The 22,150-nt window shown below is 60.0% G+C and carries 20 protein-coding genes; 4 read left to right on the top strand and 16 right to left on the bottom strand.

Annotated features, from left to right (window positions below):
- The first annotated feature begins 92 nt into the window (after nt 1-92).
- Nucleotides 93-740: a 2-polyprenyl-3-methyl-6-methoxy-1,4-benzoquinone monooxygenase gene (gene coq7 / locus PFAS1_RS14115; RefSeq protein ID WP_008147238.1), complete on the top strand. Its 648-nt coding sequence runs from the start codon at nt 93-95 to the stop codon at nt 738-740.
- 116 nt (nt 741-856) lie between these two features.
- Here the strand turns inward: coq7 and PFAS1_RS14110 are convergent, their stop codons facing one another.
- A complete protein-coding gene (locus PFAS1_RS14110) occupies nt 857-1,279 on the bottom strand; it encodes an OsmC family protein (RefSeq protein WP_007941657.1) in 423 nt (140 codons plus the stop codon).
- Nucleotides 1,280-1,502: 223 nt separating this feature from the next.
- Between PFAS1_RS14110 and crp the strand changes: the two genes are divergently transcribed.
- On the top strand, nt 1,503-2,147 hold the full coding sequence (gene crp, locus PFAS1_RS14105; protein WP_074871360.1) for a cAMP-activated global transcriptional regulator CRP: 645 nt from the start codon (nt 1,503-1,505) through the stop codon (nt 2,145-2,147).
- On the opposite strand, the gene PFAS1_RS14100 is transcribed toward crp, so the two are convergent.
- From PFAS1_RS14100 to PFAS1_RS14085, 4 genes are all read right to left on the bottom strand, one after another.
- Nucleotides 2,144-2,845, bottom strand: a complete 702-nt coding sequence (locus PFAS1_RS14100; RefSeq protein ID WP_076029546.1) for a lipoate--protein ligase family protein — start codon at nt 2,843-2,845, stop codon at nt 2,144-2,146. The two genes, crp and PFAS1_RS14100, sit on opposite strands and share 4 nt — an antisense overlap.
- 67 nt (nt 2,846-2,912) lie before the next feature.
- Nucleotides 2,913-3,749, bottom strand: coding sequence for an indole-3-glycerol phosphate synthase TrpC (gene trpC, locus PFAS1_RS14095; RefSeq protein ID WP_076029545.1), 837 nt, complete (start codon nt 3,747-3,749; stop codon nt 2,913-2,915).
- Nucleotides 3,746-4,795 (bottom strand): anthranilate phosphoribosyltransferase, encoded by a 1,050-nt coding sequence (trpD, locus tag PFAS1_RS14090; protein ID WP_056741323.1) that lies wholly within the window; start codon nt 4,793-4,795, stop codon nt 3,746-3,748. The genes trpC and trpD overlap by 4 nt, the downstream gene beginning before the upstream one ends.
- 9 nt (nt 4,796-4,804) lie before the next feature.
- Nucleotides 4,805-5,398 (bottom strand): aminodeoxychorismate/anthranilate synthase component II, encoded by a 594-nt coding sequence (locus tag PFAS1_RS14085; protein ID WP_074871366.1) that lies wholly within the window; start codon nt 5,396-5,398, stop codon nt 4,805-4,807.
- Nucleotides 5,399-5,803: 405 nt separating this feature from the next.
- Here PFAS1_RS14085 and estP point away from each other — a divergent pair, with 405 nt between their 5' ends.
- Nucleotides 5,804-7,711, top strand: coding sequence for an esterase EstP (estP, locus tag PFAS1_RS14080; protein ID WP_076029544.1), 1,908 nt, complete (start codon nt 5,804-5,806; stop codon nt 7,709-7,711).
- A gap of 80 nt (nt 7,712-7,791) precedes the next feature.
- Here the strand turns inward: estP and trpE are convergent, their stop codons facing one another.
- The 10 genes from trpE to PFAS1_RS14030 form a co-directional block, all read right to left on the bottom strand.
- The gene (gene trpE / locus PFAS1_RS14075; protein ID WP_076029543.1) at nt 7,792-9,273 is read right to left on the bottom strand and encodes an anthranilate synthase component I; all 1,482 of its coding nucleotides are present in this window, start codon (nt 9,271-9,273) and stop codon (nt 7,792-7,794) included.
- Between the two features lie 71 nt (nt 9,274-9,344).
- Nucleotides 9,345-10,163, bottom strand: coding sequence for a phosphoglycolate phosphatase (locus tag PFAS1_RS14070; protein ID WP_074871372.1), 819 nt, complete (start codon nt 10,161-10,163; stop codon nt 9,345-9,347).
- The gene (gene rpe, locus PFAS1_RS14065) at nt 10,160-10,834 is read right to left on the bottom strand and encodes a ribulose-phosphate 3-epimerase (protein ID WP_008027088.1); all 675 of its coding nucleotides are present in this window, start codon (nt 10,832-10,834) and stop codon (nt 10,160-10,162) included. Before rpe ends, PFAS1_RS14070 begins: the two co-directional genes overlap by 4 nt.
- Before the next feature lie 80 nt (nt 10,835-10,914).
- A complete protein-coding gene (locus PFAS1_RS14060) occupies nt 10,915-12,063 on the bottom strand; it encodes an iron-containing alcohol dehydrogenase (RefSeq protein ID WP_076029542.1) in 1,149 nt (382 codons plus the stop codon).
- 224 nt (nt 12,064-12,287) lie between these two features.
- A complete protein-coding gene (locus PFAS1_RS14055; protein WP_074871376.1) occupies nt 12,288-13,112 on the bottom strand; it encodes an ABC transporter permease in 825 nt (274 codons plus the stop codon).
- Between the two features lie 12 nt (nt 13,113-13,124).
- The gene (locus PFAS1_RS14050) at nt 13,125-14,372 is read right to left on the bottom strand and encodes an ABC transporter permease (protein ID WP_074871377.1); all 1,248 of its coding nucleotides are present in this window, start codon (nt 14,370-14,372) and stop codon (nt 13,125-13,127) included.
- Nucleotides 14,373-14,570: 198 nt separating this feature from the next.
- The gene (locus tag PFAS1_RS14045; RefSeq protein ID WP_074871379.1) at nt 14,571-15,614 is read right to left on the bottom strand and encodes an ABC transporter substrate-binding protein; all 1,044 of its coding nucleotides are present in this window, start codon (nt 15,612-15,614) and stop codon (nt 14,571-14,573) included.
- Between the two features lie 49 nt (nt 15,615-15,663).
- Nucleotides 15,664-16,788 carry an ABC transporter ATP-binding protein gene (locus tag PFAS1_RS14040; RefSeq protein WP_076029541.1) on the bottom strand — a complete coding sequence of 375 codons (1,125 nt, stop codon included), beginning with the start codon at nt 16,786-16,788 and terminating at the stop codon, nt 15,664-15,666.
- Nucleotides 16,789-17,129: 341 nt separating this feature from the next.
- A complete protein-coding gene (locus PFAS1_RS14035; protein WP_003210977.1) occupies nt 17,130-17,759 on the bottom strand; it encodes a response regulator in 630 nt (209 codons plus the stop codon).
- On the bottom strand, nt 17,760-20,159 hold the full coding sequence (locus PFAS1_RS14030) for a PAS domain-containing sensor histidine kinase (protein WP_076029540.1): 2,400 nt from the start codon (nt 20,157-20,159) through the stop codon (nt 17,760-17,762).
- Nucleotides 20,160-20,232: 73 nt separating this feature from the next.
- On the opposite strand from PFAS1_RS14030, the gene PFAS1_RS14025 reads away from it, so the two are divergent.
- A complete protein-coding gene (locus PFAS1_RS14025; protein WP_076029539.1) occupies nt 20,233-21,225 on the top strand; it encodes an alpha/beta hydrolase family protein in 993 nt (330 codons plus the stop codon).
- 156 nt (nt 21,226-21,381) lie between these two features.
- Here the strand turns inward: PFAS1_RS14025 and PFAS1_RS14020 are convergent, their stop codons facing one another.
- A complete protein-coding gene (locus tag PFAS1_RS14020) occupies nt 21,382-22,149 on the bottom strand; it encodes a TerB family tellurite resistance protein (protein WP_076029538.1) in 768 nt (255 codons plus the stop codon).
- Nucleotide 22,150: the final 1 nt, after the last annotated feature.

The raw sequence follows: 22,150 nt of genomic DNA, 5'->3' as shown, positions 1-22,150 counted from the left end.
CCCACTAGCACCTGCGTCGCAATGACTCAGCGCAAACCTTCCCCCGGCCGATTGGGTTAAACTGGCCGCCGAGATTTTTCCCGGAGGTCAGCATGACAACCCAACGTCACTACTCGCCGATTGACCGCCTTCTGCTACAAGCCGATGCCGCGATGCGCACCTTGCTGCCTTTCAGTGGCCAGCCGTACCGCCCTTCGCCCGCTATCGTGCAGCCGGATGCGCAAATGAGCGACGAAGATACCCGGCACGTCGCCGGCCTGATGCGCATCAACCATACCGGCGAAGTCTGTGCCCAGGCGCTGTATCAAGGTCAGGCCTTGACCGCCAAGCTGCCGCAAGTGCGCGCCGCCATGGAACACGCCGCCGAGGAAGAAATCGACCATCTGGTCTGGTGCGAACAACGCATAAAACAGCTAGGCAGCCATACCAGCATTCTCAATCCGCTGTTCTACGGCATGTCGTTCGGGATTGGCGCGGTAGCCGGGTTGATCAGCGATAAAGTCAGCCTGGGTTTCGTTGCGGCGACCGAGCATCAGGTCTGCAAACACCTCAACGAACACCTTGAGCAACTGCCTGCCGAGGATGAAAAGTCCCGGGCGATCCTCGAGCAGATGCGCATTGATGAAGAACACCACGCCGAAAGCGCGCTGGAGGCTGGGGGGTTCCGCTTTCCGGCACCGGTGAAGTTCGGCATGAGCCTGATGGCCAAGGTCATGACCAAGAGTACTTACCGGATCTGACCTCAGATGGCTTGCCCGCGATGGCAATCTCAAGGACGCAATCGCGGGCAAGCCTTACAGACATCAGCTTGGGATCGCGACCGTCCGCGCTGCTTTTACGGTAGTGGGATGTCGATTCAACCGAGCTCGATGATCTCGTAGTCGTGGGTAATTGCCACGCCAGCAGCCCCAAGCATGATCGACGCCGAGCAATACTTCTCGGCAGACAGCTCGATGGCGCGTTTGACCTGGGCTTCTTTCAAGCCTCGACCCTTGACCACGAAGTGCATATGGATCTTGGTGAAAACCTTAGGATCTTCGGTGGCGCGCTCAGCTTCGAGGAAGGCTTCGCAGCTTTCAACGGCCTGACGGGACTTCTTGAGGATGCTGACCACGTCAAAATTGCTGCAACCGCCAACACCCAGCAGGAGCATTTCCATCGGCCGGACACCCAGGTTGCGACCGCCGGCATCGGGCGGCCCGTCCATGACCACGACATGACCGCTGCCGGATTCGCCGAGGAACATGGCTTCGCCAGCCCATTGGATGCGTGCCTTCATCGCCAAGACTCCACTGTATAAAAAAGGGTCGCCAGCTTAGCACAGGGGCCTTGATTGACGACGCCTCGCCTTCCTACGACGCAAGCCGTTGCGCTGTAGGTAAATTCTCGAATATTGCAGGAAGTGTCTGTTAAGCTGGCGCCAATTCAATGGCGCATTGCCAGCAATCTCAGCGACTCATAAGAAAATCAAACACACCGTGAAGTCTTTTCGGGATACAACCATGGTTGCTATTACCCCAACACCCAAAATCAAAAACCTCGACAAGCTGTTGATGCACTGCCAGCGCCGTCGTTATGCAGCCAAAAGCAATATCATTTGTGCCGGCGACCGCTCGGAAAGCCTGTTCTTCATCATCAAGGGTTCGGTCACCATCCTGATCGAGGATGACGACGGCCGCGAAATGATCATTGCCTACCTGAACTCCGGAGACTTTTTCGGCGAGTTGGGCCTGTTCGAACAGGCCGGCCTGGAACAGGAACGCAGCGCCTGGGTGCGCGCCAAGATCGAATGCGAAGTCGCGGAGATCAGCTACGCAAAATTCCGCGAACTGTCCCAACAGGATCCAGACATTCTTTACGTGCTCAGCGGACAAATCGCACAGCGCCTGCGTAACACCACCCGCAAAGTGGGTGACCTTGCGTTCTTCGATGTTACCGGCCGCGTCGCACGCTGCCTCTTGGAACTGTGCAAGCAACCAGATGCAATGACCCATCCCGACGGCATGCAGATCAAGGTGACCCGTCAGGAAATCGGGCGGATTGTCGGTTGTTCACGTGAGATGGTCGGTCGCGTTCTCAAGGATCTGGAAGAGCGCAACCTGGTGGACGTCAAAGGCAAGACCATGGTGGTCTTCGGTACGCGCTAAACCCTGAACATGTCTGTCAGCAATTCGCGGTACAAACTGTCGAGTCGCCCCAACGCATCAGGTGCTGCATATTTTTCATGAAGAGCAATGTGGCTCTCGGCGCGAACCCGCGGTTCCAGGCCACAGGCTTCATTGAAACGGTTGACCGCAGCAACCATCGACTCACGCTCGTTATCGAGCAACAAAGCCCCGTGCACCAACCCTACCGGACGCGTACCACCCTTGCTCTGGCGCCAGCGTTGAGCCGTGCCGACCATTTTTCGCCCATCAAGGTTGACGTTGAAACGCCCATCACAGAATGCCCCCTCTATTTCGCCCAAAGACGAAACGCCGCCCAGTTCATCGAGTAACTGACAAATCGGATCGCAAAGCCGGCGATAACCGGCTTCGATGCGGTTCTGGTCACCCTCGCTACGCGGTGGCGCGTAGACCAGTGCAATGTTGATCGTCGAGGCCGATTGCGGCACCGGTTCACCGCCGGTTTCACGCAACAACACCGGCCAACCTGCCGCCGCCGACACTTCGCACGCGGCCTCGAACCCAGGCAGACGATTCAATCGTCGCGGCATGACCAGCGCCTTATCACTGGGTTGCCAGAACAGAAGGCCAAACTCCGAATCACCAGTGCACACATGCGCCAACAGATTCTGTTCGGCGAGCAGGCCGGCTTCGACGGTCAAGGCGATGGGCTGGGTCATGGCAGTAGACATCCTTTGTTTGGGGTATAAAAAAGCCGGCATCGCCGGCTTCTTCATCAAGTCACGTTCAGTCGAGTGTAGAACCGCTCACCGCGATACCACGCTCAGGAAAGAACAGACGCTGCAGCTCGGTGCCCGGGCTTTCGGCGCGCATGAACGCTTCGCCAACCAGGAACGCGTACACATCGCTGATTTCCATCAGTTCGACATCGGCCCGGTTGAGAATGCCACTTTCGGTGATCACCAAGCGATCACGCGGAATACGCGGCAACAGATCGAGGGTGGTTTCCAGATTGACTTCGAAAGTATGCAAGTTGCGGTTGTTTACGCCGACCAACGGAGTGTCGAGGGTTTTCAAGGCCCGCTCCAGCTCGTCGCCATCGTGAACTTCCACCAGCACATCGAGGCCGACACTTTTGGCGACGGCAGCCAACTCGGCCATTTTCACGTCATCCAGTGCGGAGACGATCAGCAGCACGCAGTCGGCGCCCAACGCTCGGGCTTCAATGATCTGATATGGATCGATCATGAAGTCCTTGCGGATCACCGGCAGTTTGCACGCGGCACGCGCCTGTTGCAGATACGCATCGGCGCCCTGGAAGTAATCGATATCGGTGAGCACTGACAGGCAGGTCGCGCCGCCCTTCTCGTAACTCTTGGCGATGTCGGCGGGAACGAAATTCTCGCGGATAACGCCTTTGCTCGGTGAAGCCTTCTTGATTTCTGCAATGACCGCTGGCTGCTTGAGCTTGGCCTGAGCCAACAGTGCCTGGGCAAAACCACGGGGTGCATCGGCCGCCTTGGCCAGACTTTCCAGCTCCGCCAGGCTTACGCGAGCGCTACGCTCAGCGACTTCCTGGACTTTTCGGGCCAGAATGTTTTCCAGAACCGTCGGTACACTCATCCCTCATTCTCCACTTTGAATACCGCGGTAAATGCACCCAACTCCTCCAGTTTTTCCCGAGCGAGGCCTGTGTGCAGCGCATCGTGCGCCAGGGCAACGCCTTCTTTCAAACTGCTGGCATGGTCGGCGGCGTAGAGCGCAGCACCGGCATTGAGCATAATCATTTCCGCGGCTTTCTGACCGTTCTCGGTCTTGCGCTTGCCCAGGGCATCACGAATCAGCTCCAGGGAAGCCGCCGGGCTATCCACTGCCAGACCGTGCAGGCTCTGGCTTTTCATGCCCAGGTCTTCTGGTTCGACCCAATACTCGGTGATCTGGTCATCCTTCAATTCCGCCACGAAGGTTGGCGCCGCCAGACTGAACTCGTCCAGGCCATCCTTCGAGTGCACTACCAACACGTGCTTGCTGCCCATACGTTGCAAGACTTCGGCCAGCGGCCGGCACAACGCCTGATTGAACACGCCCACCACCTGATGCTTCACGCCGGCCGGATTCGTAAGCGGGCCGAGCATGTTGAACAGCGTGCGCAAGCCCAGCTCGCGGCGCGGGCCTGCGGCGTGCTTCATGGCGCTGTGATGGGTCTGGGCGAACATGAAGCCGATGCCGACGTTGTCGATGCAGCGTGCGACCTGAACCGGCGTAAGGTTCAGGTAGATACCCGCCGCTTCCAGCAAATCGGCGCTGCCGCTTTTGCCCGAGACCGCACGGTTACCGTGCTTGGCCACCGTGCAACCGGCCGCCGCGACCACGAACGAGGAAGCGGTCGAGACGTTAAAAATGTTGGCGCCATCGCCACCGGTACCCACTACATCGACGACGCCGTCGAGGGTCTTGAGTTCGACCTTGTCCGCCAGCTCGCGCATGACCGACACGGCGCCGACGATTTCGTCGATGCTTTCACTCTTCATGCGCATGGCCATCATGAACGCGCCGATCTGCGCGTCCGTGCATTGACCGGTCATGATTTCGCGCATGACATCGCGCATCTCGTCGGTACTGAGGTCGAGCTGCTCGACGATACGGCTCAGGGCTGTCTTGATATTCATGAAAAGTCCTTAGCGCGTGCCGCCGGTTTGTTTGAGGAAATTAGCGAACAGCTCGTGGCCCTGTTCAGTGAGGATCGACTCAGGGTGAAACTGCACGCCCTCGATGTTCAGGGTCTTGTGGCGCAGGCCCATGATCTCGTCGACCGAGCCGTCTTCAAGCTGGGTCCAGGCGGTCAGCTCCAGGCAATCGGGCAGGGTTTCACGTTTGACGATCAGTGAATGATAGCGGGTGACTGTCAGCGGATGGTTCAGGCCTGCAAATACGCCTTTGTCCTCGTGGAACACCGGGCTGGTCTTGCCGTGCATGACCTGACGGGCACGCACCACATCGCCGCCAAAGGCCTGGCCGATGGACTGATGCCCCAGGCAAACGCCGAGAATCGGCAGTTTTCCGCCAAAATGCTTGATCACATCAATCGACACGCCGGCTTCGTTCGGCGTGCAAGGACCGGGTGAAACGACAATCCGCTCAGGGTTGAGGGCTTCGATTTCGGCAATGGTGAGCTCATCGTTGCGCACGACTTTGACCTGGGAGCCGAGCTCACCGAGGTATTGCACAACGTTGTAAGTAAAAGAGTCGTAGTTATCGATCATCAGCAACATGGCGTAAAAACCTCTTGAATTTACTGACTTTGAATACAGCCTTCGAAAGATTTACCCGCAGCTTCCTGCACTTTGTCAGTCGCTGGAGTCGCGCTGCAAAGCGGTTTGTCTTGCGGGTAAAGAAGGCAAAGCGGTAAAGATCCGGCCGGGCCGGCAGAAGGATTCAGGCGCGCCAACGCCAACGGGCGTGTGCCTTGATGACTTGATCCAGAAGTTTGCTGACGATCAACACGGGGAAGGTCTCATTTATACGTCTCGGCACAGTAACTTAGCTGGGCAGAGCGTGCAATATGGGGCGATCGAAGCTCTTGAAACAATTGATCGGTTCGCGCCGAACGGCAACAGGCCCTATAGTTTTTGGCACTATCGTTTTGCTCACTACAACAATAACAAACGGACTTGCTCATGATCAGACAGACATTGGCTGTACCGCTTGCCAGCTGCTTGCTCGCGATGGCCTGCACCCAGGCGATCGCAGCGCCCAACCCTTATTCGAATTTCATTGTCTTCGGCGATAGCCTTAACGATGCCGGGCAGTTTACCGACACGGGCGGCCCTCCCGGCTCGACCGTGCGCTTCACCAACCGAACCGGCCCGACTTACCGGAACGGCAGCGGCGAAGTCTACTCCGCCAACTCGACCCAACTGCTGGGCGAAAGGCTCGGCTTTTCACCGGACCAGACCGCCGCCTCGACCTCGGCGGCGCGTGCGAACCAGGGCCTGCCGGACGGGAACAACTGGGCCGTAGGCGGTTACCGCACGGACCAGATCCTCACCTCGATCACTAGCGTATCCGCCACGGGTGAACGCGCGCGCGCGGGCTATCTGCCGACAAACAACTTCAGCGCCGATCCGAATGCGCTGTATTACATCTCCGGGGGCGGGAACGATTTTCTTCAGGGACGCGTACAAAGTGGCGCCCAAGCGAATGCCGCTGCGGATCGACTGGCCAACAGCGTCCAGGTCCTGCAAACCGCCGGCGCCCGATACATCATGGTATGGCTGCTGCCCGACCTGGGTTTAACGCCCGCCATCAACGGCACGCCCCAGCAGACGCCTACTTCACTACTGAGCGCTGCTTTCAATCGGCAATTGGTCACTCGCCTCGCAGGGATCGATGCCGAAATCATCCCGTTGAACATTCCGCTGCTGTTGCAGGAAACCTTCGCCGATCCGGCTCGATTCGGTTTTGCTGCTGGCCAGAACCTGACAGCGACGTGCTTCAGCGGTAACAGCTGCACCGAAAACCCTGCGTATGGCATCAACAGTGCCACGCCGGACCCCGGCAAGCTGATTTATAACGATGGGGTTCATCCGACCGAAGCCGGGCAGAAACTCATTTCCGACTACGCCTATTCCTTGCTGGCGGCGCCGTGGGAGCTGACGTTGTTGCCGGAAATGGCCCACGCCACCTTGCGTGCGCACCAGGATGAACTGCGCAGCCAATGGCAATCGGACTGGGGGAACTGGCAGGCGGTCGGCCAATGGCGCGCGATTGTCGCCGGAGGCGGACAGCATCTGGATGTCGATAGCCAGAGCAGCGGCGCCAGCGCTGATGGCGACGGTTACAACCTGAACATCGGCGGCAGCTATCGGCTTAATGATGCCTGGCGCGTCGGTGTGGCGGCGGGTTTCTATCGTCAGAACCTGGAAGCAGGCAGTAACGATTCGGACTACAAACTCAACAACTACCTGGCCACCGCCTTCGCCCAGTTCCAGCAGAATCGCTGGTGGGCCGATGCCGCGTTGACCGGCGGCAAGCTGGATTACGACAACCTCAAACGCAAATTTGATCTGGGCGGCGGCGAAGGAGCGGAGAAAGGCGATACCGATGGTGATCTGTGGGCCTTCAGCACCCGCCTTGGCTACGACATTGCGCAACCGGGCAGCGAGTGGCACCTGTCGCCGTTCATCAGCGCTGATTACGCAAAAGTGGAAGTCGACGGCTATTCGGAAAACAGCACTCGCTCTACAGCGCTGACTTTTGATGATCAGACTCGCGATTCAAAACGTCTGGGCGCCGGTCTGCAGGGTAAGTATCAGATCACTCCACAGACTCAAGTGTTTGGTGAATACGCGTATGAGCATGAATACGAGGATGACACTCAGAAAGTAAATATCGCGCTCAACAGCCTGCCGTCCCTGGACTTCAAGCTGGACGGCTACACCCCGCAAAGCCACTTGAATCGCGTGAGCCTGGGGGTCAGTCACAAGTTGACGGCCGATCTGGCGTTGCGCGGTGGGTACACGTTCCGCAAGGATGATGACTTTACCCAGCAAGGGCTTACCGTCGGGGTTGCACTGGACTTCTGATCCGGTAAACAGCAGGCACAAAAAACGCGGCGCCCTCACGGGTGCCGCGTTTTTTTATGTAGTGAGTTTCTTGTGGGAGCTCAGCTTGCCGGGGTTTGCTCGGCCAGGGCTACGGCACGGAACATCGCCCGGCGCTTGTTCAGGGTTTCTTCCCATTCCAGCGCCGGCACCGAGTCGGCAACGATGCCGCCACCGGCCTGCACGTGCAGTTCGCCGTTCTTGATCACTGCGGTACGAATCGCGATCGCGGTGTCCATGTTGCCGTTCCAGGCGAAGTAGCCGACGGCACCGCCGTAGACACCACGCTTGACCGGTTCCAGTTCGTCGATGATTTCCATCGCGCGAATCTTCGGTGCGCCAGACAAGGTTCCCGCCGGCAGAATCGCCCGCAATGCGTCCATCGCGGTCAGGCCGGCCTTCAATTGACCGGTGACGTTGGACACGATGTGCATCACATTGGAATAACGCTCGATGACCATTTTTTCAGTGAGCTTCACCGAACCGATTTCCGAGACCCGACCGGTGTCGTTACGGCCCAGGTCGATCAGCATCAAGTGCTCGGCAATTTCCTTGTCGTCGGACAGCAGGTCTTTTTCCAGCGCCAGGTCCGCTTCTTCGCTGGCCCCGCGTGGGCGAGTGCCGGCGATCGGGCGCACGGTGATCAGGTTGTCTTCGACCCGCACCAGCACTTCCGGCGAACTGCCGACGACGTGGAAGTCGCCGAAGTTGAAGAAGTACATATAAGGCGTAGGGTTGAAGCAACGCAAAGCGCGGTACAAGTCGATGGGCGCAGCCTTGAAGTCGATCGACATGCGCTGGGACGGCACGACCTGCATGCAGTCACCGGCCAGGATGTATTCCTTGATGGTGTCGACGGCTTTTTCGTAATCGTCCTGGGTGAAGCTCGAACGAAACACTGGATCAGCCGATTGTTGCTTGCTGAAATCCAGGCCGCGGCGCGGGGTAATCGGCTGACGGAGTTTTTCCAGCAGCTCTTCCAGGCGCGCCTGACCTTGCTCGAAAGCATCGTCCTGCGAAGGATCGGCCAGGACAATCGCGTGCATCTTGCCCGCGAGGTTGTCGAACACGACCACCGCGTCGGAAACCATCAGCAGAATGTCCGGCACCCCCAGCGGATCCGGGTTCGGGCACTTGCCCAGACGCTTCTCCACATAGCGCACGCAGTCGTAACCGAAGTAACCCACCAGACCGCCATTGAAGCGCGGCAGGCCAGGAATGGTCGGCACGTTGTAGCGCGCTTTGAATGCTTCGACGAAGGCCAGCGGATCTTCGACTTCGTGGCTTTCGATCTCGATGCCGTCGTGGGTCACGCTGACGTGATGATCGTGAACCCGCAGCACGGTGCGGCACGGCAGGCCGATGATCGAGTAACGCCCCCACTTCTCCCCGCCCTGCACCGATTCCAGCAGGTAGGAGTTGGGCTCATCGGCCAGTTTCAGATAGATCGACAGCGGCGTGTCGAAGTCGGCCAGGGTTTCGCAGGCAAGCGGGATACGGTTGTAGCCGGCAGCGGCCAAACGCAGGAATTCTTCGCGGATCATGGGGTAGCCTCGTGGCTTGAGGGTCTGACAGTCAGGTATGCAAACGCGCCGGTATGCCGGCCAGGAACAAGTCAGGCGCGCCAACGCCAGCGGGCCAGGGCCTTGATGACTTTCATCCAGAGTTTGCGAGTGACCACCACGATGGCGTTTCCAGAAGGGGGTTGAACAGCGTCGGGCAACGTTATCTCAGCGGCTGGATCCAGGCAACCGCGAATTAACTTGCGCAGATCGTCAATCACCAGCGCCGGCGACTCTTCGGCAATCGGTCGACCATGGTTGTAGCCGTAACTGAGCGCCACGCATTTGACCCCCGCCGCTTTCGCCGCCAGCACATCGCTGCGCGAATCGCCGACGAACAAGGATTGCGACGCCGGGATGTTGGTCATTTTCATCACGAAAAACAGCGCGGCCGGGTCTGGTTTTTTCTGTGGCAGGGTGTCGCCACCGATGATCAAGCGGAAATAACGGCCGATTTTCATCTGATCCAGCAGCGGCGCGACGAAACGCTCCGGCTTGTTGGTGATCAGCGCCATCTCGACACCCTGCTTGTGCAGCCATTTCAAGGTATCGCGTACGCCGGGGTAGACCACCGTCAGTTCATGGCTTTGGGCGTAGGCCTCCATGAAAATTTCCAGCGCACCTTCGGCCTCGCCGTCATCTACCGCCGAATGGTCGATGCCACCGGCCAACGCGCGACGAACCAGCACCGGAGCACCGTTGCCCACCCACTCACGCACCGATTCGATGCCGGCAGGTTTTCGCCCGAGTTTGAGCAGCATGTTATCCACAGCCGCTGCGAGGTCGGGGACCGAATCGATCAGCGTGCCATCCAGATCGAACATCACCAGCCGTGGCAGAGACCCCGGAAACAACTGCTCAAAGCCACTCATGGGCGGGCCAGCGCCAGTTCGGAACGCATCTTTTCAATCACCTCTTGGTAGTTCGGCGCATTGAAGATCGCCGAGCCGGCGACGAAGGTGTCGGCGCCAGCAGCGGCGATCTCACGAATGTTGTTCACGTTCACGCCGCCGTCGATTTCCAGGCGGATATCGCGGCCGGAAGCATCGATCAGCGCCCGCGCTTCACGCAGTTTGTCGAGGGTGCCGGGGATGAACTTCTGCCCGCCAAAGCCCGGGTTGACGCTCATCAACAGGATCATGTCGACCTTGTCCATCACGTACTTGAGCACGTCCAGCGGCGTCGCCGGGTTGAACACCAGGCCCGACTTGCAGCCGCCTTCGCGGATCAGTTGCAGGGAGCGGTCGACGTGCTGCGAGGCTTCCGGGTGAAAAGTGATGTAGGTCGCGCCGGCTTCGATGAAGTCGCCGACGATGCGGTCCACCGGGCTGACCATCAAGTGTGCGTCGATCGGCGCGGTCACGCCGTACTTGCGCAGCGCGGCACACACCATCGGGCCGATGGTCAGGTTCGGCACGTAGTGGTTGTCCATGACATCGAAGTGCACGAAGTCGGCGCCAGCGGCCAGGACGTTGTCCACTTCTTCACCCAGGCGGGCGAAGTCGGCGGAGAGAATCGACGGAGCAATTACGAAGGGCTGCATGACGCACCTTTTTTGAGCAGAATCACGATGGCGCGCATTGTATACCTCATGCTTTGACCCGCGCACCGTGGCCGCGATGATCAGTAGGCCGCTCGGTAGATCTTCTCGATATCGATCGCACTCAATTTGCGCGGATTGTTGCGCATCAGGCGCTCGATTCCCGCCGCTTCCACGGCCATGGCCGGGATGGCATCTTCTGGAACGCCGAAGCTGTGCAGGCCCGGCGGGATTTCCACCGCGGCGCACAATTCGGTCATCGCCTCTACGGCCTTGTCCGCCGCGTCGTTGGCGCTCAAATGAGCGGTCTTCACCCCCATGGCCTCGGCGATATCCTGCATGCGCTCCACGCAGGCCATTTTGTTCCAGGTCATGACATACGGCAGCAGCAAGGCGTTGCTGACGCCATGGGCGATGTTGAAACGGCCGCCCAGCGGATACGCCAGCGCGTGGACCGCACCGACCCCGGCATTGCCGAACGCCATGCCGGCCATCAGGCTGGCGGTGGCCATGTCTTCGCGGGCCTGGAGATTGGATGGATTGGCGTAGGCCTTCGGCAGCGCCTTGGCGATGAGCTTGATGGCGCCGATGGCCAGCGCGTCGGTAATCGGTGAGGCGTTGAGCGACAGATAGGATTCGATGGCGTGCACCAGTGCATCCACGCCACTGGCAGCCGTGACACTGCGCGGACAGGTCAGGGTCATTTGCGGGCTGACCAGCGCCACATCCGGTAACAGATAGTCGCTGACGATGCCTTTCTTCAGCTGCGCGACCTTGTCGGAAAGGATCGCCACGTTGGTGACTTCCGAGCCGGTGCCGGCGGTGGTCGGAATGGCGATCAGCGGCGGGCCTTTGCGCGGCACCTGATCGATGCCGAACAGATCCTCCAGCGCCCCGTGATAACCGGCGTAGGCCGCGACACTTTTAGCGATGTCGATGGCACTGCCGCCACCGAGGCCGATCAGTCCGTCATGCCCGCCCTCGCGGTAGACCCGCATGCAATCTTCGACGATGGCGATTTCCGGATCTGGCAGCACGCGGTCGAAAATTTCGTAGGTTCGGTCGCCCAACTGCGCCAGCGCCAGCTCGACCGTGCCGGACTTGACCAGTGCGGCATCGGTGACGATCAGCGGGTTATCGATGTCCAGGCGTGTCAGTTCAGCCGCCAATTGCTCGATGGCAGCTGCGCCGGTGATCAGTTTGTGAGCGATTTTGAAAGAGGAAAGACTCATGTGCGCAGCCTCTTATAGATAGGGGAGCTGGGCACAAGAGTAGCTGGGGATTGGGGTTTGTCTGCTATTCAGGTCATGAATGATCATACCCGTAGCCTACCGATCGTTCCCACGCTCTGCGTGGGAATGCCTCAACGGACGCTCCGCGCTCGGCTCTCGATAGGACGCGGAGCGTCCCGGGCTGCATTCCCACGCGGAGCGTGGGAACGATCATTGCGGGTGGGTCAGACCTGGGCGGTGCGCAGTTTTTCGCTACGGCCGCGCAGCCATTCCAGGGTCAGCAGCAGGATCACCGAGAAGGCAATCAGCAACGTCGCCGCCGCCGCGATGGTCGGGCTGAGGTTTTCGCGGATGCCGCTGAACATCTGCCGTGGCAATGTCGCTTGCTCAGGACCGGCGAGGAACAGCGTCACCACTACTTCATCGAACGAAGTGGCGAAGGCAAACAGCGCACCAGAGATCACACCAGGCGCAATCAGCGGCAAGGTCACCCGACGGAACGCCGTCAGCGGTGAAGCGCCCAGGCTCGCAGCGGCGCGCACCAGGTTTTGGTTAAACCCCTGCAAGGTCGCCGACACCGTGATGATCACAAACGGCACACCCAGCACCGCATGTACCACGATCAGCGAGAAGAAACTGTTACCCAGGCCCAGTGGCGCAAAGAACAGATAGCTCGCCACACCGATGATCACCACCGGCACCACCATCGGCGAAATCACCAGCGCCATCACCAGCGGTTTGCCGGGGAAGTCGCCACGGGTCAGGCCGATAGCCGCCAGCGTACCGAAGATCATCGCCAACACAGTCGCCGCCGGAGCGACGATGATGCTGTTCTTCAACGCCCGCATCCATTCCGCCGAGGCGAAAAAGTCCTGATACCACTGCAGCGAAAAGCCTTGCAGCGGGTACACCAGGAAACTCCCGGAGTTGAACGACAGCGGAATGATCACCAGCACCGGCAGAATCAGGAACAACAGAATCAAGCCGCAGAGAATCCGCAAGCTGTAGAACCACACCCGTTCAATGGGCGACATATAAGGACTCAGCATTTCGTTCTCCCCTTAGCTCAGGCGCAGGCGACTGGCGCCCACCAGCCAGCTGTAAATCAGATAAAGCACCACGGTCGCCAACAGCAGCAGCCCACCGAGTGCGGTCGCCATGCCCCAGTTGATGCTGGTGTTGGTGTAGAAAGCGACGAAATAGCTGACCATCTGATCGTTCGGGCTGCCCAGCAAGGCCGGGGTGATGTAGTAGCCGATGGCGAGGATGAACACCAACAGGCAACCGGCGCCGACACCGGCATAGGTCTGCGGGAAGTACACCCGCCAGAAACTGGCGAACGGGTGGCAGCCGAGGGAAATCGCGGCGCGCATGTAGGTCGGCGAAATGCCTTTCATCACGCTGTAGATCGGCAGAATCATGAACGGCAGCAGGATGTGCACCATGGAGATGTAAACCCCGGTGCGGTTGAACACCAGTTCCAGCGGTTTATCGATGATGCCCATCGCCATCAGGCCGCTGTTGATCAAGCCGCCCGATTGCAGCAACACGATCCACGCGGCGACTCGCACCAGGATCGAAGTCCAGAACGGCAACAGCACCAGGATCATCAGCAGGTTGCTTTGCCGTGACGGCAGGTTCGCCAGCAGGTAGGCCAACGGATACGCCAGCACCAGGCAAATGGCGGTGATGATCAGACCCATCCAGAACGTCCGGGCAAAAATGTCGAGGTAGATCGCCTGATCGGGCGTGGCCGGGGCGATTTCGCCGAGGTCGTCGATACGGTGATCGACTGCCGCCAGCAAGTAATAAGGCGTGATGTTGCTGGTGTTGCGGCGCACGGCTTGCCAGTAGGCGGGATCGCCCCAGCGCTCGTCGAGAGCTTCCAGCGCTTCTTTATAAGAGGCCGGTTCGGTGGCGAACGGTAAGGCACGTGCGGTTTTGGTCAGCAGGCTGCGGTAGCCGGCCAATTCCATGTTCAAGCGTTTGGACAGGTCGCCCAATGTCTGATTCTTGCGGGCTTCAGCCAGGTCTTCGCTGGCGGCCTTGTAAACCGGTTCAGCGGGCAGGCCTCGGCCATCCCAACTGGCGATAGCCGCCACGGTGCGCGGCATGCCGCCGACCACTTCAGGGTTACCGACACTTTTGTAGAGCAGCGCCACGATGGGCACCAGGAACACCAGCAACAGAAACAGCACCAGCGGCGCGATCAAGGCTTGTGCTTTCCAGCGGTTGATCCGCTCGGCGTGCTTGAGCCGCTGCTTCAAGGTGGGGTCGGTGCCCGCGTTCAGGGGAATGGCGGTGGCCATGGCGTACTCCGGAAATCTTTGATCGTTACAGAGGCGACAAACGCCGCCTCGAACTTTTGGTACTGATCGTTCCCACGCTCTGCGTGGGAACGCATCCAGTGACGCTCTGCGTCACAGGGACGCGGAGCGTCCCGGGCGGCATTCCCACGCAGAGCGTGGGAACGATCATCCGGTGAACCGTCGTCCCGTGTGACTTGCTTACTTCGCAGCCCAGGAATTGAAGCGCTGTTCCAGTTGCTCACCGTTGTCAGCCCAGAAGCTGACGTCGATCTGCACCTGGTTGGCGATGTTTTCCGGGGTGGTCGGCATGTCTTTCAGGACATCCTTGGCCAGCAACGGTACGGCCTGAATGTTGGCCGGGCCGTAAGCGATGTTTTCCGAGTAGGTCTTCTGCTGCTGCGGCGCCACGGAGAACGCGATGAATTTCTTCGCCGCTTCGGCGCGCTTAGGGTCCAGACCTTTAGGGATGGCCCATGCGTCGAAGTCGTAGATACCGCCGTTCCACACGACTTTGAGGTTGCTTTCTTTCTGCACGGCAGCGATCCGGCCGTTGTAGGCCGAGCTCATGACCACGTCGCCGGAAGCGAGGTATTGCGGCGGTTGCGCGCCGGCTTCCCACCACTGGATGCTTGGCTTCAACTCATCGAGCTTCTTGAACGCGCGGTCCTGACCATCCTTGCCGGCCAGTACTTTGTAGACGTCTTTCGGCGCAACGCCGTCGGCCATCAGAGCGAATTCCAGGGTGTACTTGGCGCCTTTGCGCAGGCCACGTTTGCCCGGGAATGTCTTGGTGTCCCAGAAATCGACCCAACTGGTTGGCGCGGTTTTCAGCTTGTCGGCGTTGTAGGCCAGCACGGTCGACCACACGAAGAAGCCCACGCCGCATGGCTGGATGGCGCCTTTGACGTAGTCTTCGGTCTTGCCGAACAGCGCAGGATCGAGTTGCTCGAACATGTCTTCGTCGCAACCACGGGACAGTTCTGGCGATTCGACTTCTACCAGGTCCCAGGACACGCTCTTGGTGTCGACCATGGCTTTGACCTTGGCCATTTCACCGTTGTACTCGCCTGCCACGATCTTGCCGTTGCCTGCCGCTTCCCACGGTGCATAGAAGGCCTTGACCTGCGCCGCCTTGTTCGCCCCGCCAAAGGACACCACGGTCAGGTCCGGGCCCGCCGCCATTGCGTGTGCCGCACCGATCATGCCCATGACCAAAGCGGTGAATTTCAGGGATCTCAACATTTATTGTTCTCTCCACGTGCAGGGTTGGTGTTGTTGAAGCAGGGGGCGATCAATGCGCCTCTAAAAGTGGGTCGAGCGCGCGAACGTGTTCGACCTGCCAGCCAAGCGGTACCACATCCCCAACAGCCAGCGCGGGATCGAGCTCGGCAATCGGTTGTTTCACAAAGAAATCGCTCTTGCCGCAGACTTCCAGGCGAACCCGGACGTGGTCGCCCAGATAGATGAATTCCTCCACCCGCCCTGAGAAGCGGTTGACGCATTGATCGCTTGCGCCGTTGAGGCTGATGCGCTCGGGGCGAATCGACAGCGTGACGGGTTCGCCGGTCTTGCCGACGTTGACCGCCAGGGCTTCAACTTTTTCACCGCGCCCCAACTCAACCACGCAGCGGTCGCCGGTGTGGCTGTGCAAGCGGCCATTGAGGCGGTTGTTCTCGCCGATGAAATTGGCGACGAAAGTGTTTTTCGGCTCTTCGTAGAGGCTGCGCGGCGGCGCGATCTGCTGGATTTCGCCCTGATGGAACACGGCTACACGGTCGGACATGGTCAGGGCTTCGCCCTGGTCGTGGGTCACGTAGACCACGGTCACGCCGAGGCGCTGGTGCAGGTGCTTGATTTCCATCTGCATGTGTTCGCGCAGTTGTTTGTCGAGTGCGCCGAGGGGTTCGTCCATCAGCACCAGTTGCGGTTCGAACACCAACGCCCGGGCCAAAGCCACACGCTGCTGCTGACCGCCGGACAATTGCGCCGGATAACGCTGGGCGAAGGTGTCGAGCTGGACCATGCTCAGGACTTTTTTGACCTTGTCGCTGACGTCGCTCTTGTTCAAGCCGCGCACGGTCAACGGGAACGCCAGGTTCTCGGCAACGGTCATGTGCGGGAACAATGCGTAGTTCTGGAACACCATGCCGATGTCGCGTTTGTGCGGCGGCACGTTGTTGATGGAACGCCCGGCCAGCAGGATTTCGCCTGCGGTCGGTGTTTCGAAACCGGCGAGCATCATCAGGCTGGTGGTCTTGCCGGAGCCGGACGGTCCGAGCAGGGTGAGGAATTCGCCTTTGCGAATCTCCAGGTTGAGGTCTTTGACGATCAGGTTCTCGCCGTCGTAGCTTTTTTGCACTCCACGAAAGCTGACCAGAATATCGCTGGCCCCTGCGTTTGAATCGACCTGGCTCATACCCACACCTTTATTGTGATGACTGCTGTGGACTAAGCCTAGTGGACGCTGCCGACCACGCAAATCGGGGCGCAGGAGAGAATGGCCTCAGCAGGATGGAAGGTTGGGGGTAGGGATTGCCCTACAAGGATGGCGGGGATGGATAGGGGCAGCGACAAGCTTCAAGCTGCAAGCCGCAAGAACGGGTAAAAGCGGCTTTGCAGGATGTCGTAAATGGGCATGCGACCACTATCCCTGTGGGAGCGAGCCTGCTCGCGATTGCGGTCTGACATTCAACATTAATGTCGACTGATAGTCCGCTATCGCGAGCAGGCTCGCTCCCACAGGGGACAGCGGTGTTCTTAGAGAAGTTTGTGCTCCATGGCGTACTTCACCAGTTCCGCCAGGGAGGTGATGTTGAGTTTTTGCATCAGCCGCGCCTTATGGGTGCTGATGGTTTTGCTGCTCAGGGCCAGTTGCTGGGCGATGTCGTTGACGTTGGCGCCCTGGGCCAGACGTTCGAACACCGAGAATTCACGCTCGGACAACAACGAGTGCAACGGCCGCGAATCGGTCAGGCCGACTTCGAAGACCATGCGGTCGGCCAGGTCCGGGTCGATGTAGCGCCCGCCCGCCGCGACCTTGCGGATCGCCGTCAGCAGCAGTGCCGGATCGCTGTCCTTGGTCGCATAACCCGCGGCGCCGACCTTCAACGCACGAGCGGCCATTTGCGCTTCGTCGTGCATCGACAACACCAGAATCGCCGGCGGATTGTTCAGCGCGCGAATCCGCGGAATCGCTTCCAGCCCGTTAACCCCGGGCATGGAGATGTCCAGCAAGACCACTTCACAGGGAACATGACGCAAGGTCTCAAGCAACTGCTCGCCATTGCTCGCCTCCCCTACCACCAGCAAATCCTTGGCCAGGCCGATCAATTGCTTGATGCCTTCGCGGACGATGGTGTGGTCTTCGGCTACCAGTACACGGATCACTTACTTCTCCTCATCCAGCGGCACTCGCACGCTCAGGGTCGTGCCTTCACCCGGTTCACTCTCAAGCAACAACTGCCCGCCCATGATCAACACTCGCTCGCGCATGCCGACCACCCCGAAGGAGGTTGACCTACCGGTGGCAGGGACAAATCCTACGCCATCATCGCTGACGGTCAGACACAACTCGTCACCTTCAAGCACCAGCGTCAGTTCAACAGTATGCGCCTGGGCATGGCGCATGACATTGGTCAGCGCTTCCTGAAGGATCCTAAACAGACCAATCGCCTTGGCATCACTGAGCAGCGGCAGGTTCTCCGGCACCTGCACCAGACACGGAATCTGCGTGCGCGCCTCGAATCGGCGGGCCTGCCATTCGATAGCCGAGGCGATCCCGGCGTCGAGAATCGGCGGCCGCAGCGCCGTGGCCACGTCGCGTACCAATTGGAACAGCTGCGCGATCAGTCGCTTCATGCTGTTCAAGCGCTCGTTCAGACCAGGGTCGAGCTGGGCGTAGGCCAATTCGCACATGGAGGTTTCCAGCTTCAACACGGTAAGCATCTGACCCAGTTCGTCGTGAACTTCCCGGGCGATGCGGGCCTTTTCCTCTTCCCGCACGCTCTCCAGGTGAGCGGACAATTCACGCAACTGTTCGCGAGAGCTGGCCAGCTCCAGTTCGATGCGCTTGCTCTCGCTGATGTCCCAGACGATCCCGTCCCAGACATAGGCGCCGTCTTCGAGTCGGCGGGTGATGGCCTTGATCTCGGCCCAGCGCTGTTCGCCGGAACGGGTGAGAATCCGTCCCTGCCATGACCAGTCACTGTCGGTGTCCAGCGCATGGTCCTGGGTTTGGTGATAACTGGCCTTGTCGTCCGGGTGCACCAGGCTGCGCAAGCCTTTGTCGCGATGGGCCAGGGTGGCCGGCGCGTAACCGACCAGGCTCTCGCTGCCTTCACTGATATAGGCAAAGTCGATCTGCCCCGTCACCGGCGCCCGTTCCAGACGAAAGACCAGCCCCGGAACGTTGGCGGCGATCCCTTGCAGACGCGCCTCGCTTTCCTGCAGAGCAGCCAATGCACGACGGCGCTCGGTGACGTCATTGAGGTAAACCACCAGGTATTCGCTGTCGCGAAACCGCAAAAAGCTCAGCGAAACATCCACCGGCAGGTTGCTGCCATCCGCCCGTATGCAGTTGGTTTCGAAACTTTGCGGGCCGTCCTCGCTGGCCCGGGCGCGCTTCCACAGGTTCAGCCAGCGGTCCATGTGCAAGCCGGGCTCGAAGTCGATCAGCGGCCGATCAATGATCCCGCCCGCCGGATAACCCAGCATGGTTTCGGCCGCGCGATTGGCGTAGCGCACATGGCTGTCCCAGTTGACCCAAAGGATGCCGACAGTGCTCTGGTCGATGGAAAACTGGGTGAGGCGCAAGGCTTCTTCGCTGGCGGCACGCAAGGCAATGTCTTCACGCGCGGCCCGCAAACGATGCTCAAGACTGTGCTGCTGCCGACGCTGCCAGAACACGATGGCCATGCTGCTCAGCATCAGCACCGCCAGCAACAGGCAAAGGTTTTGCCAGAACCCCGGGGACTCGGTCAGCCGCGGGTACTTGGGTTGCAGCCATTGGTTGTGCAGCTGCTCCAGGTCCTTGGCCGGGATCGCCCGCAGCGCGCTTTCGACGATGCCGGCCAGTTCTGGCCAATCCCGGCGCGTGGCCACCCGCAACAGTTGCGGCAAGCCGATATCACCGACCACCACCAGCCCGGCGAACTCAGGTTCGGCAGACAAACGCCCCAACTGCGCTTCGTCGACCACGGCGTAACTGGCCTGCTGACTCAATAACAGTTGCAGTGCCTGGCGTTCGATCGGTACGCCTTGAAGGTTCAGGTGCGGGTAATTACTGCGCAGGTATTCTGCGGTGGCACCGGGCATGCGCACGGCGACGCGGGTCTGGCTGTCGAGTTTTTCCAGCTCGACCACGCCGGTGCTTTTCTGGTCGCTGACCACCAGTTGCGGCACCCGCATGTACGGGTCGGAAAACTGCCAGAGCCGCAAGCCACCGGGGGTTTGGGTCAGCCCCGGAGCGATGTCGATTTCACCCTCGCGCGCGGCGGCTTCCAGTTGCGCCAGGTCGGGAAAGTTGCGCCAGCTCAGCTCGACCTTGAGCGCCTTGGCCAGCCACTTCATCAGCTCGACATTGACCCCGGACAAACGCTGCAAACGGCGATCGTATTGGGCGTAGGGCACCTGCAACACCAGCCCCACGCGCAATTCGCCATGCTGCGCCAGCCATTGCTGCTGGCCTGCGGACAATTGCGCGACGTGCACCGGGGGCGCGGGAGCCGCCCAGCCCATCAAGGGAAACCACAAACAGCCGATAACCCACAGGCAGCGAAAACGCATCATCGAAATCTCACACACTGACAAATACTGACCAACCCATTAGGCTGCCGGAATAACTTCTGGCCTGGAATATCCGATGCCCCCTGTCTACCGCCTGGCACTGCCAGCATTGTGCCTGTCGCTGATCCTGCCATGCGCCTTTTCTGTCGAGGCCGCCGACCCGGCACCTGCCGCAATGCAAACACCCGCAGAAGAAAAACCGATCGAGCGCCAGCCGCTGCTTGAGCGTAGTCAGGAAGAGGCGTCTGCACTTGAGCGACAGATCCCGGCTCAGGAACAACAGCAATTGCAAGCAGGCAGCGACACGTTTCTGGCCTTGTGGAAACCGGCCAATACCGCCGAACCCAAAGGCGCGGTGATTATCATCCCGGGGGCCGGCGAAACCGTTGACTGGCCGCAAGCAATCGGTCCATTGCGCCGTAAATTGCCGGACGCCGAGTGGAGCAGCCTGAGTATCACCCTGCCGGACCTGCAAAGCGATGCCATCGCGCCGCGTATCGTCGAAGTCGCACCCACACCAAAAGCCGCTGACCCTGGCAGCAAAGACTCGACCACCGCCGCGCCCATTGAACAAGCAGCGGGAGGTGAAGCGGAGGTGGCGGACAAGGCGATCGCCGAAACCACCGAGGAACAGGCCAAAGCCGACGCCGAACGAATCTTCGCCCGCATCGACGCCGCGATTGCCTACGCCGAACAGCAAAGCGCTCGCCGCATTGTCCTGCTGGGGCATGGCACTGGCGCCTACTGGGCCGCGCGATACCTGAGCGAGAAGCAGCCCTCGCAAGTGGAGAAATTTGTGATGGTCGCCGCTCAGATGCCGGCGAAAGCCAAACCAGAGCTGGTCGAACTGACACCGACCCTGAAGCTGCCCACCGCAGACATTTTCTATATGGACAAGCCGCTGGATCGCAACCTGGCGCTTGAGCGCTTGCAAGCCAGCAAACGCTTGAAGACTGTGGGGTTCAGTCAGGTTTCGCTCAAGGCGTTGCCGGGTAATTCCAAGGCTGAGCAAGAGCAACTGTTCCGTCGGGTGCGGGGTTGGTTGAGTCCACAGAACGCGGTCAACTGATAGACCGCGTCGCCCCCTTCGCGAGCAGGCTCACTCCCACAGTTGATCTCGGTCGTACGCACATTCTGCGTCCGCTGAAGATTCAATGTGGGAGCGACGGTGCGACGATTCGACCTGCTCGCGATGGCGGCTTCAGAGACAACACAATCTGGTGCCCTAACGAAAATCCCGCCGTTCACGGATCAATGTGTAGGCGCTATGCAGTTCGCGGGTCTTGTCAGTGGCTTCGCGCACCTGCAGCGCCGTCGCACCGCTGCCGGCGATCTTGTCCGGGTGATGGCGACTCAGCAGGCGTCGATAAGCACGCTTGATCTGCGCCGGCTCGGTGGTCGCCGAAACGCCCAGAAGCCGCAGGGCATCCTGATAGGTCAGCGCGCTGCCGGTCTTTACAAACTTGTGCTGCTCGTAATCGGCCGCCAGAGCCTGCACCTGTTGTGACGTCCAGCCCAGCCATTTACCCCACTGCCTGATCAGCTCTCGCTCAGCACTGCCGGCGCGGCCATCCGCCCAGATCATCCGCCAGCAGGCGCGCAAGACGCCTTCGGCCGCATGAGGCTGAGTGCTCAAGCGGCGCAAATAACCGCGCAACCGGTCATTTCCCGACTTGCCGCGATTGAACGCGGCAATGGCCCGGCGCTGGGCCGACTCGGTCATGTCCAGAGAACGCATTTCCTGACGAGCCTGCTGGATGTGGCCCTCGACCACCCTGCCATCGCTCTTGGCCAGGCGTCCCAACAACACAAACAGCAGTTCATCATTGCGCAGCACCGAGCGGCCACCGAGCCTTTCTCGCAAGTGCGCCCAGCTCTGTATGTGCAAATGCCGATCCAGCACCTGCCCCAACAAGGCGCCCAGCATGGCCCCCGGAATGCTGGCGATGTAAAAGCCCGCTCCGGCTCCAATCAGAGTCCCTGGCCACAACATG

The organism is Pseudomonas frederiksbergensis (assembly GCF_001952935.1).
GTDB lineage: Bacteria > Pseudomonadota > Gammaproteobacteria > Pseudomonadales > Pseudomonadaceae > Aquipseudomonas > Aquipseudomonas frederiksbergensis.
The sequence above is the reverse complement of the archived record's forward strand: the minus strand, read 5'-3'. Positions and strand labels throughout refer to the sequence as shown.

Bases quoted from the DNA above. Each gene is read 5' to 3' on its own strand.
- coq7 (WP_008147238.1), top strand. From the start codon at position 93: ATGACAACCCAACGTCACTACTCGCCGATTGACCGCCTTCTGCTACAA.
- PFAS1_RS14110 (WP_007941657.1), bottom strand. From the start codon at position 1,279: ATGAAGGCACGCATCCAATGGGCTGGCGAAGCCATGTTCCTCGGCGAA.
- crp (WP_074871360.1), top strand. From the start codon at position 1,503: ATGGTTGCTATTACCCCAACACCCAAAATCAAAAACCTCGACAAGCTG.
- PFAS1_RS14100 (WP_076029546.1), bottom strand. From the start codon at position 2,845: ATGACCCAGCCCATCGCCTTGACCGTCGAAGCCGGCCTGCTCGCCGAA.
- trpC (WP_076029545.1), bottom strand. From the start codon at position 3,749: ATGAGTGTACCGACGGTTCTGGAAAACATTCTGGCCCGAAAAGTCCAG.
- trpD (WP_056741323.1), bottom strand. From the start codon at position 4,795: ATGAATATCAAGACAGCCCTGAGCCGTATCGTCGAGCAGCTCGACCTC.
- PFAS1_RS14085 (WP_074871366.1), bottom strand. From the start codon at position 5,398: ATGTTGCTGATGATCGATAACTACGACTCTTTTACTTACAACGTTGTG.
- estP (WP_076029544.1), top strand. From the start codon at position 5,804: ATGATCAGACAGACATTGGCTGTACCGCTTGCCAGCTGCTTGCTCGCG.
- trpE (WP_076029543.1), bottom strand. From the start codon at position 9,273: ATGATCCGCGAAGAATTCCTGCGTTTGGCCGCTGCCGGCTACAACCGT.
- PFAS1_RS14070 (WP_074871372.1), bottom strand. From the start codon at position 10,163: ATGAGTGGCTTTGAGCAGTTGTTTCCGGGGTCTCTGCCACGGCTGGTG.
- rpe (WP_008027088.1), bottom strand. From the start codon at position 10,834: ATGCAGCCCTTCGTAATTGCTCCGTCGATTCTCTCCGCCGACTTCGCC.
- PFAS1_RS14060 (WP_076029542.1), bottom strand. From the start codon at position 12,063: ATGAGTCTTTCCTCTTTCAAAATCGCTCACAAACTGATCACCGGCGCA.
- PFAS1_RS14055 (WP_074871376.1), bottom strand. From the start codon at position 13,112: ATGCTGAGTCCTTATATGTCGCCCATTGAACGGGTGTGGTTCTACAGC.
- PFAS1_RS14050 (WP_074871377.1), bottom strand. From the start codon at position 14,372: ATGGCCACCGCCATTCCCCTGAACGCGGGCACCGACCCCACCTTGAAG.
- PFAS1_RS14045 (WP_074871379.1), bottom strand. From the start codon at position 15,614: ATGTTGAGATCCCTGAAATTCACCGCTTTGGTCATGGGCATGATCGGT.
- PFAS1_RS14040 (WP_076029541.1), bottom strand. From the start codon at position 16,788: ATGAGCCAGGTCGATTCAAACGCAGGGGCCAGCGATATTCTGGTCAGC.
- PFAS1_RS14030 (WP_076029540.1), bottom strand. From the start codon at position 20,159: ATGATGCGTTTTCGCTGCCTGTGGGTTATCGGCTGTTTGTGGTTTCCC.
- PFAS1_RS14025 (WP_076029539.1), top strand. From the start codon at position 20,233: ATGCCCCCTGTCTACCGCCTGGCACTGCCAGCATTGTGCCTGTCGCTG.
- PFAS1_RS14020 (WP_076029538.1), bottom strand. From the start codon at position 22,149: ATGTTGTGGCCAGGGACTCTGATTGGAGCCGGAGCGGGCTTTTACATC.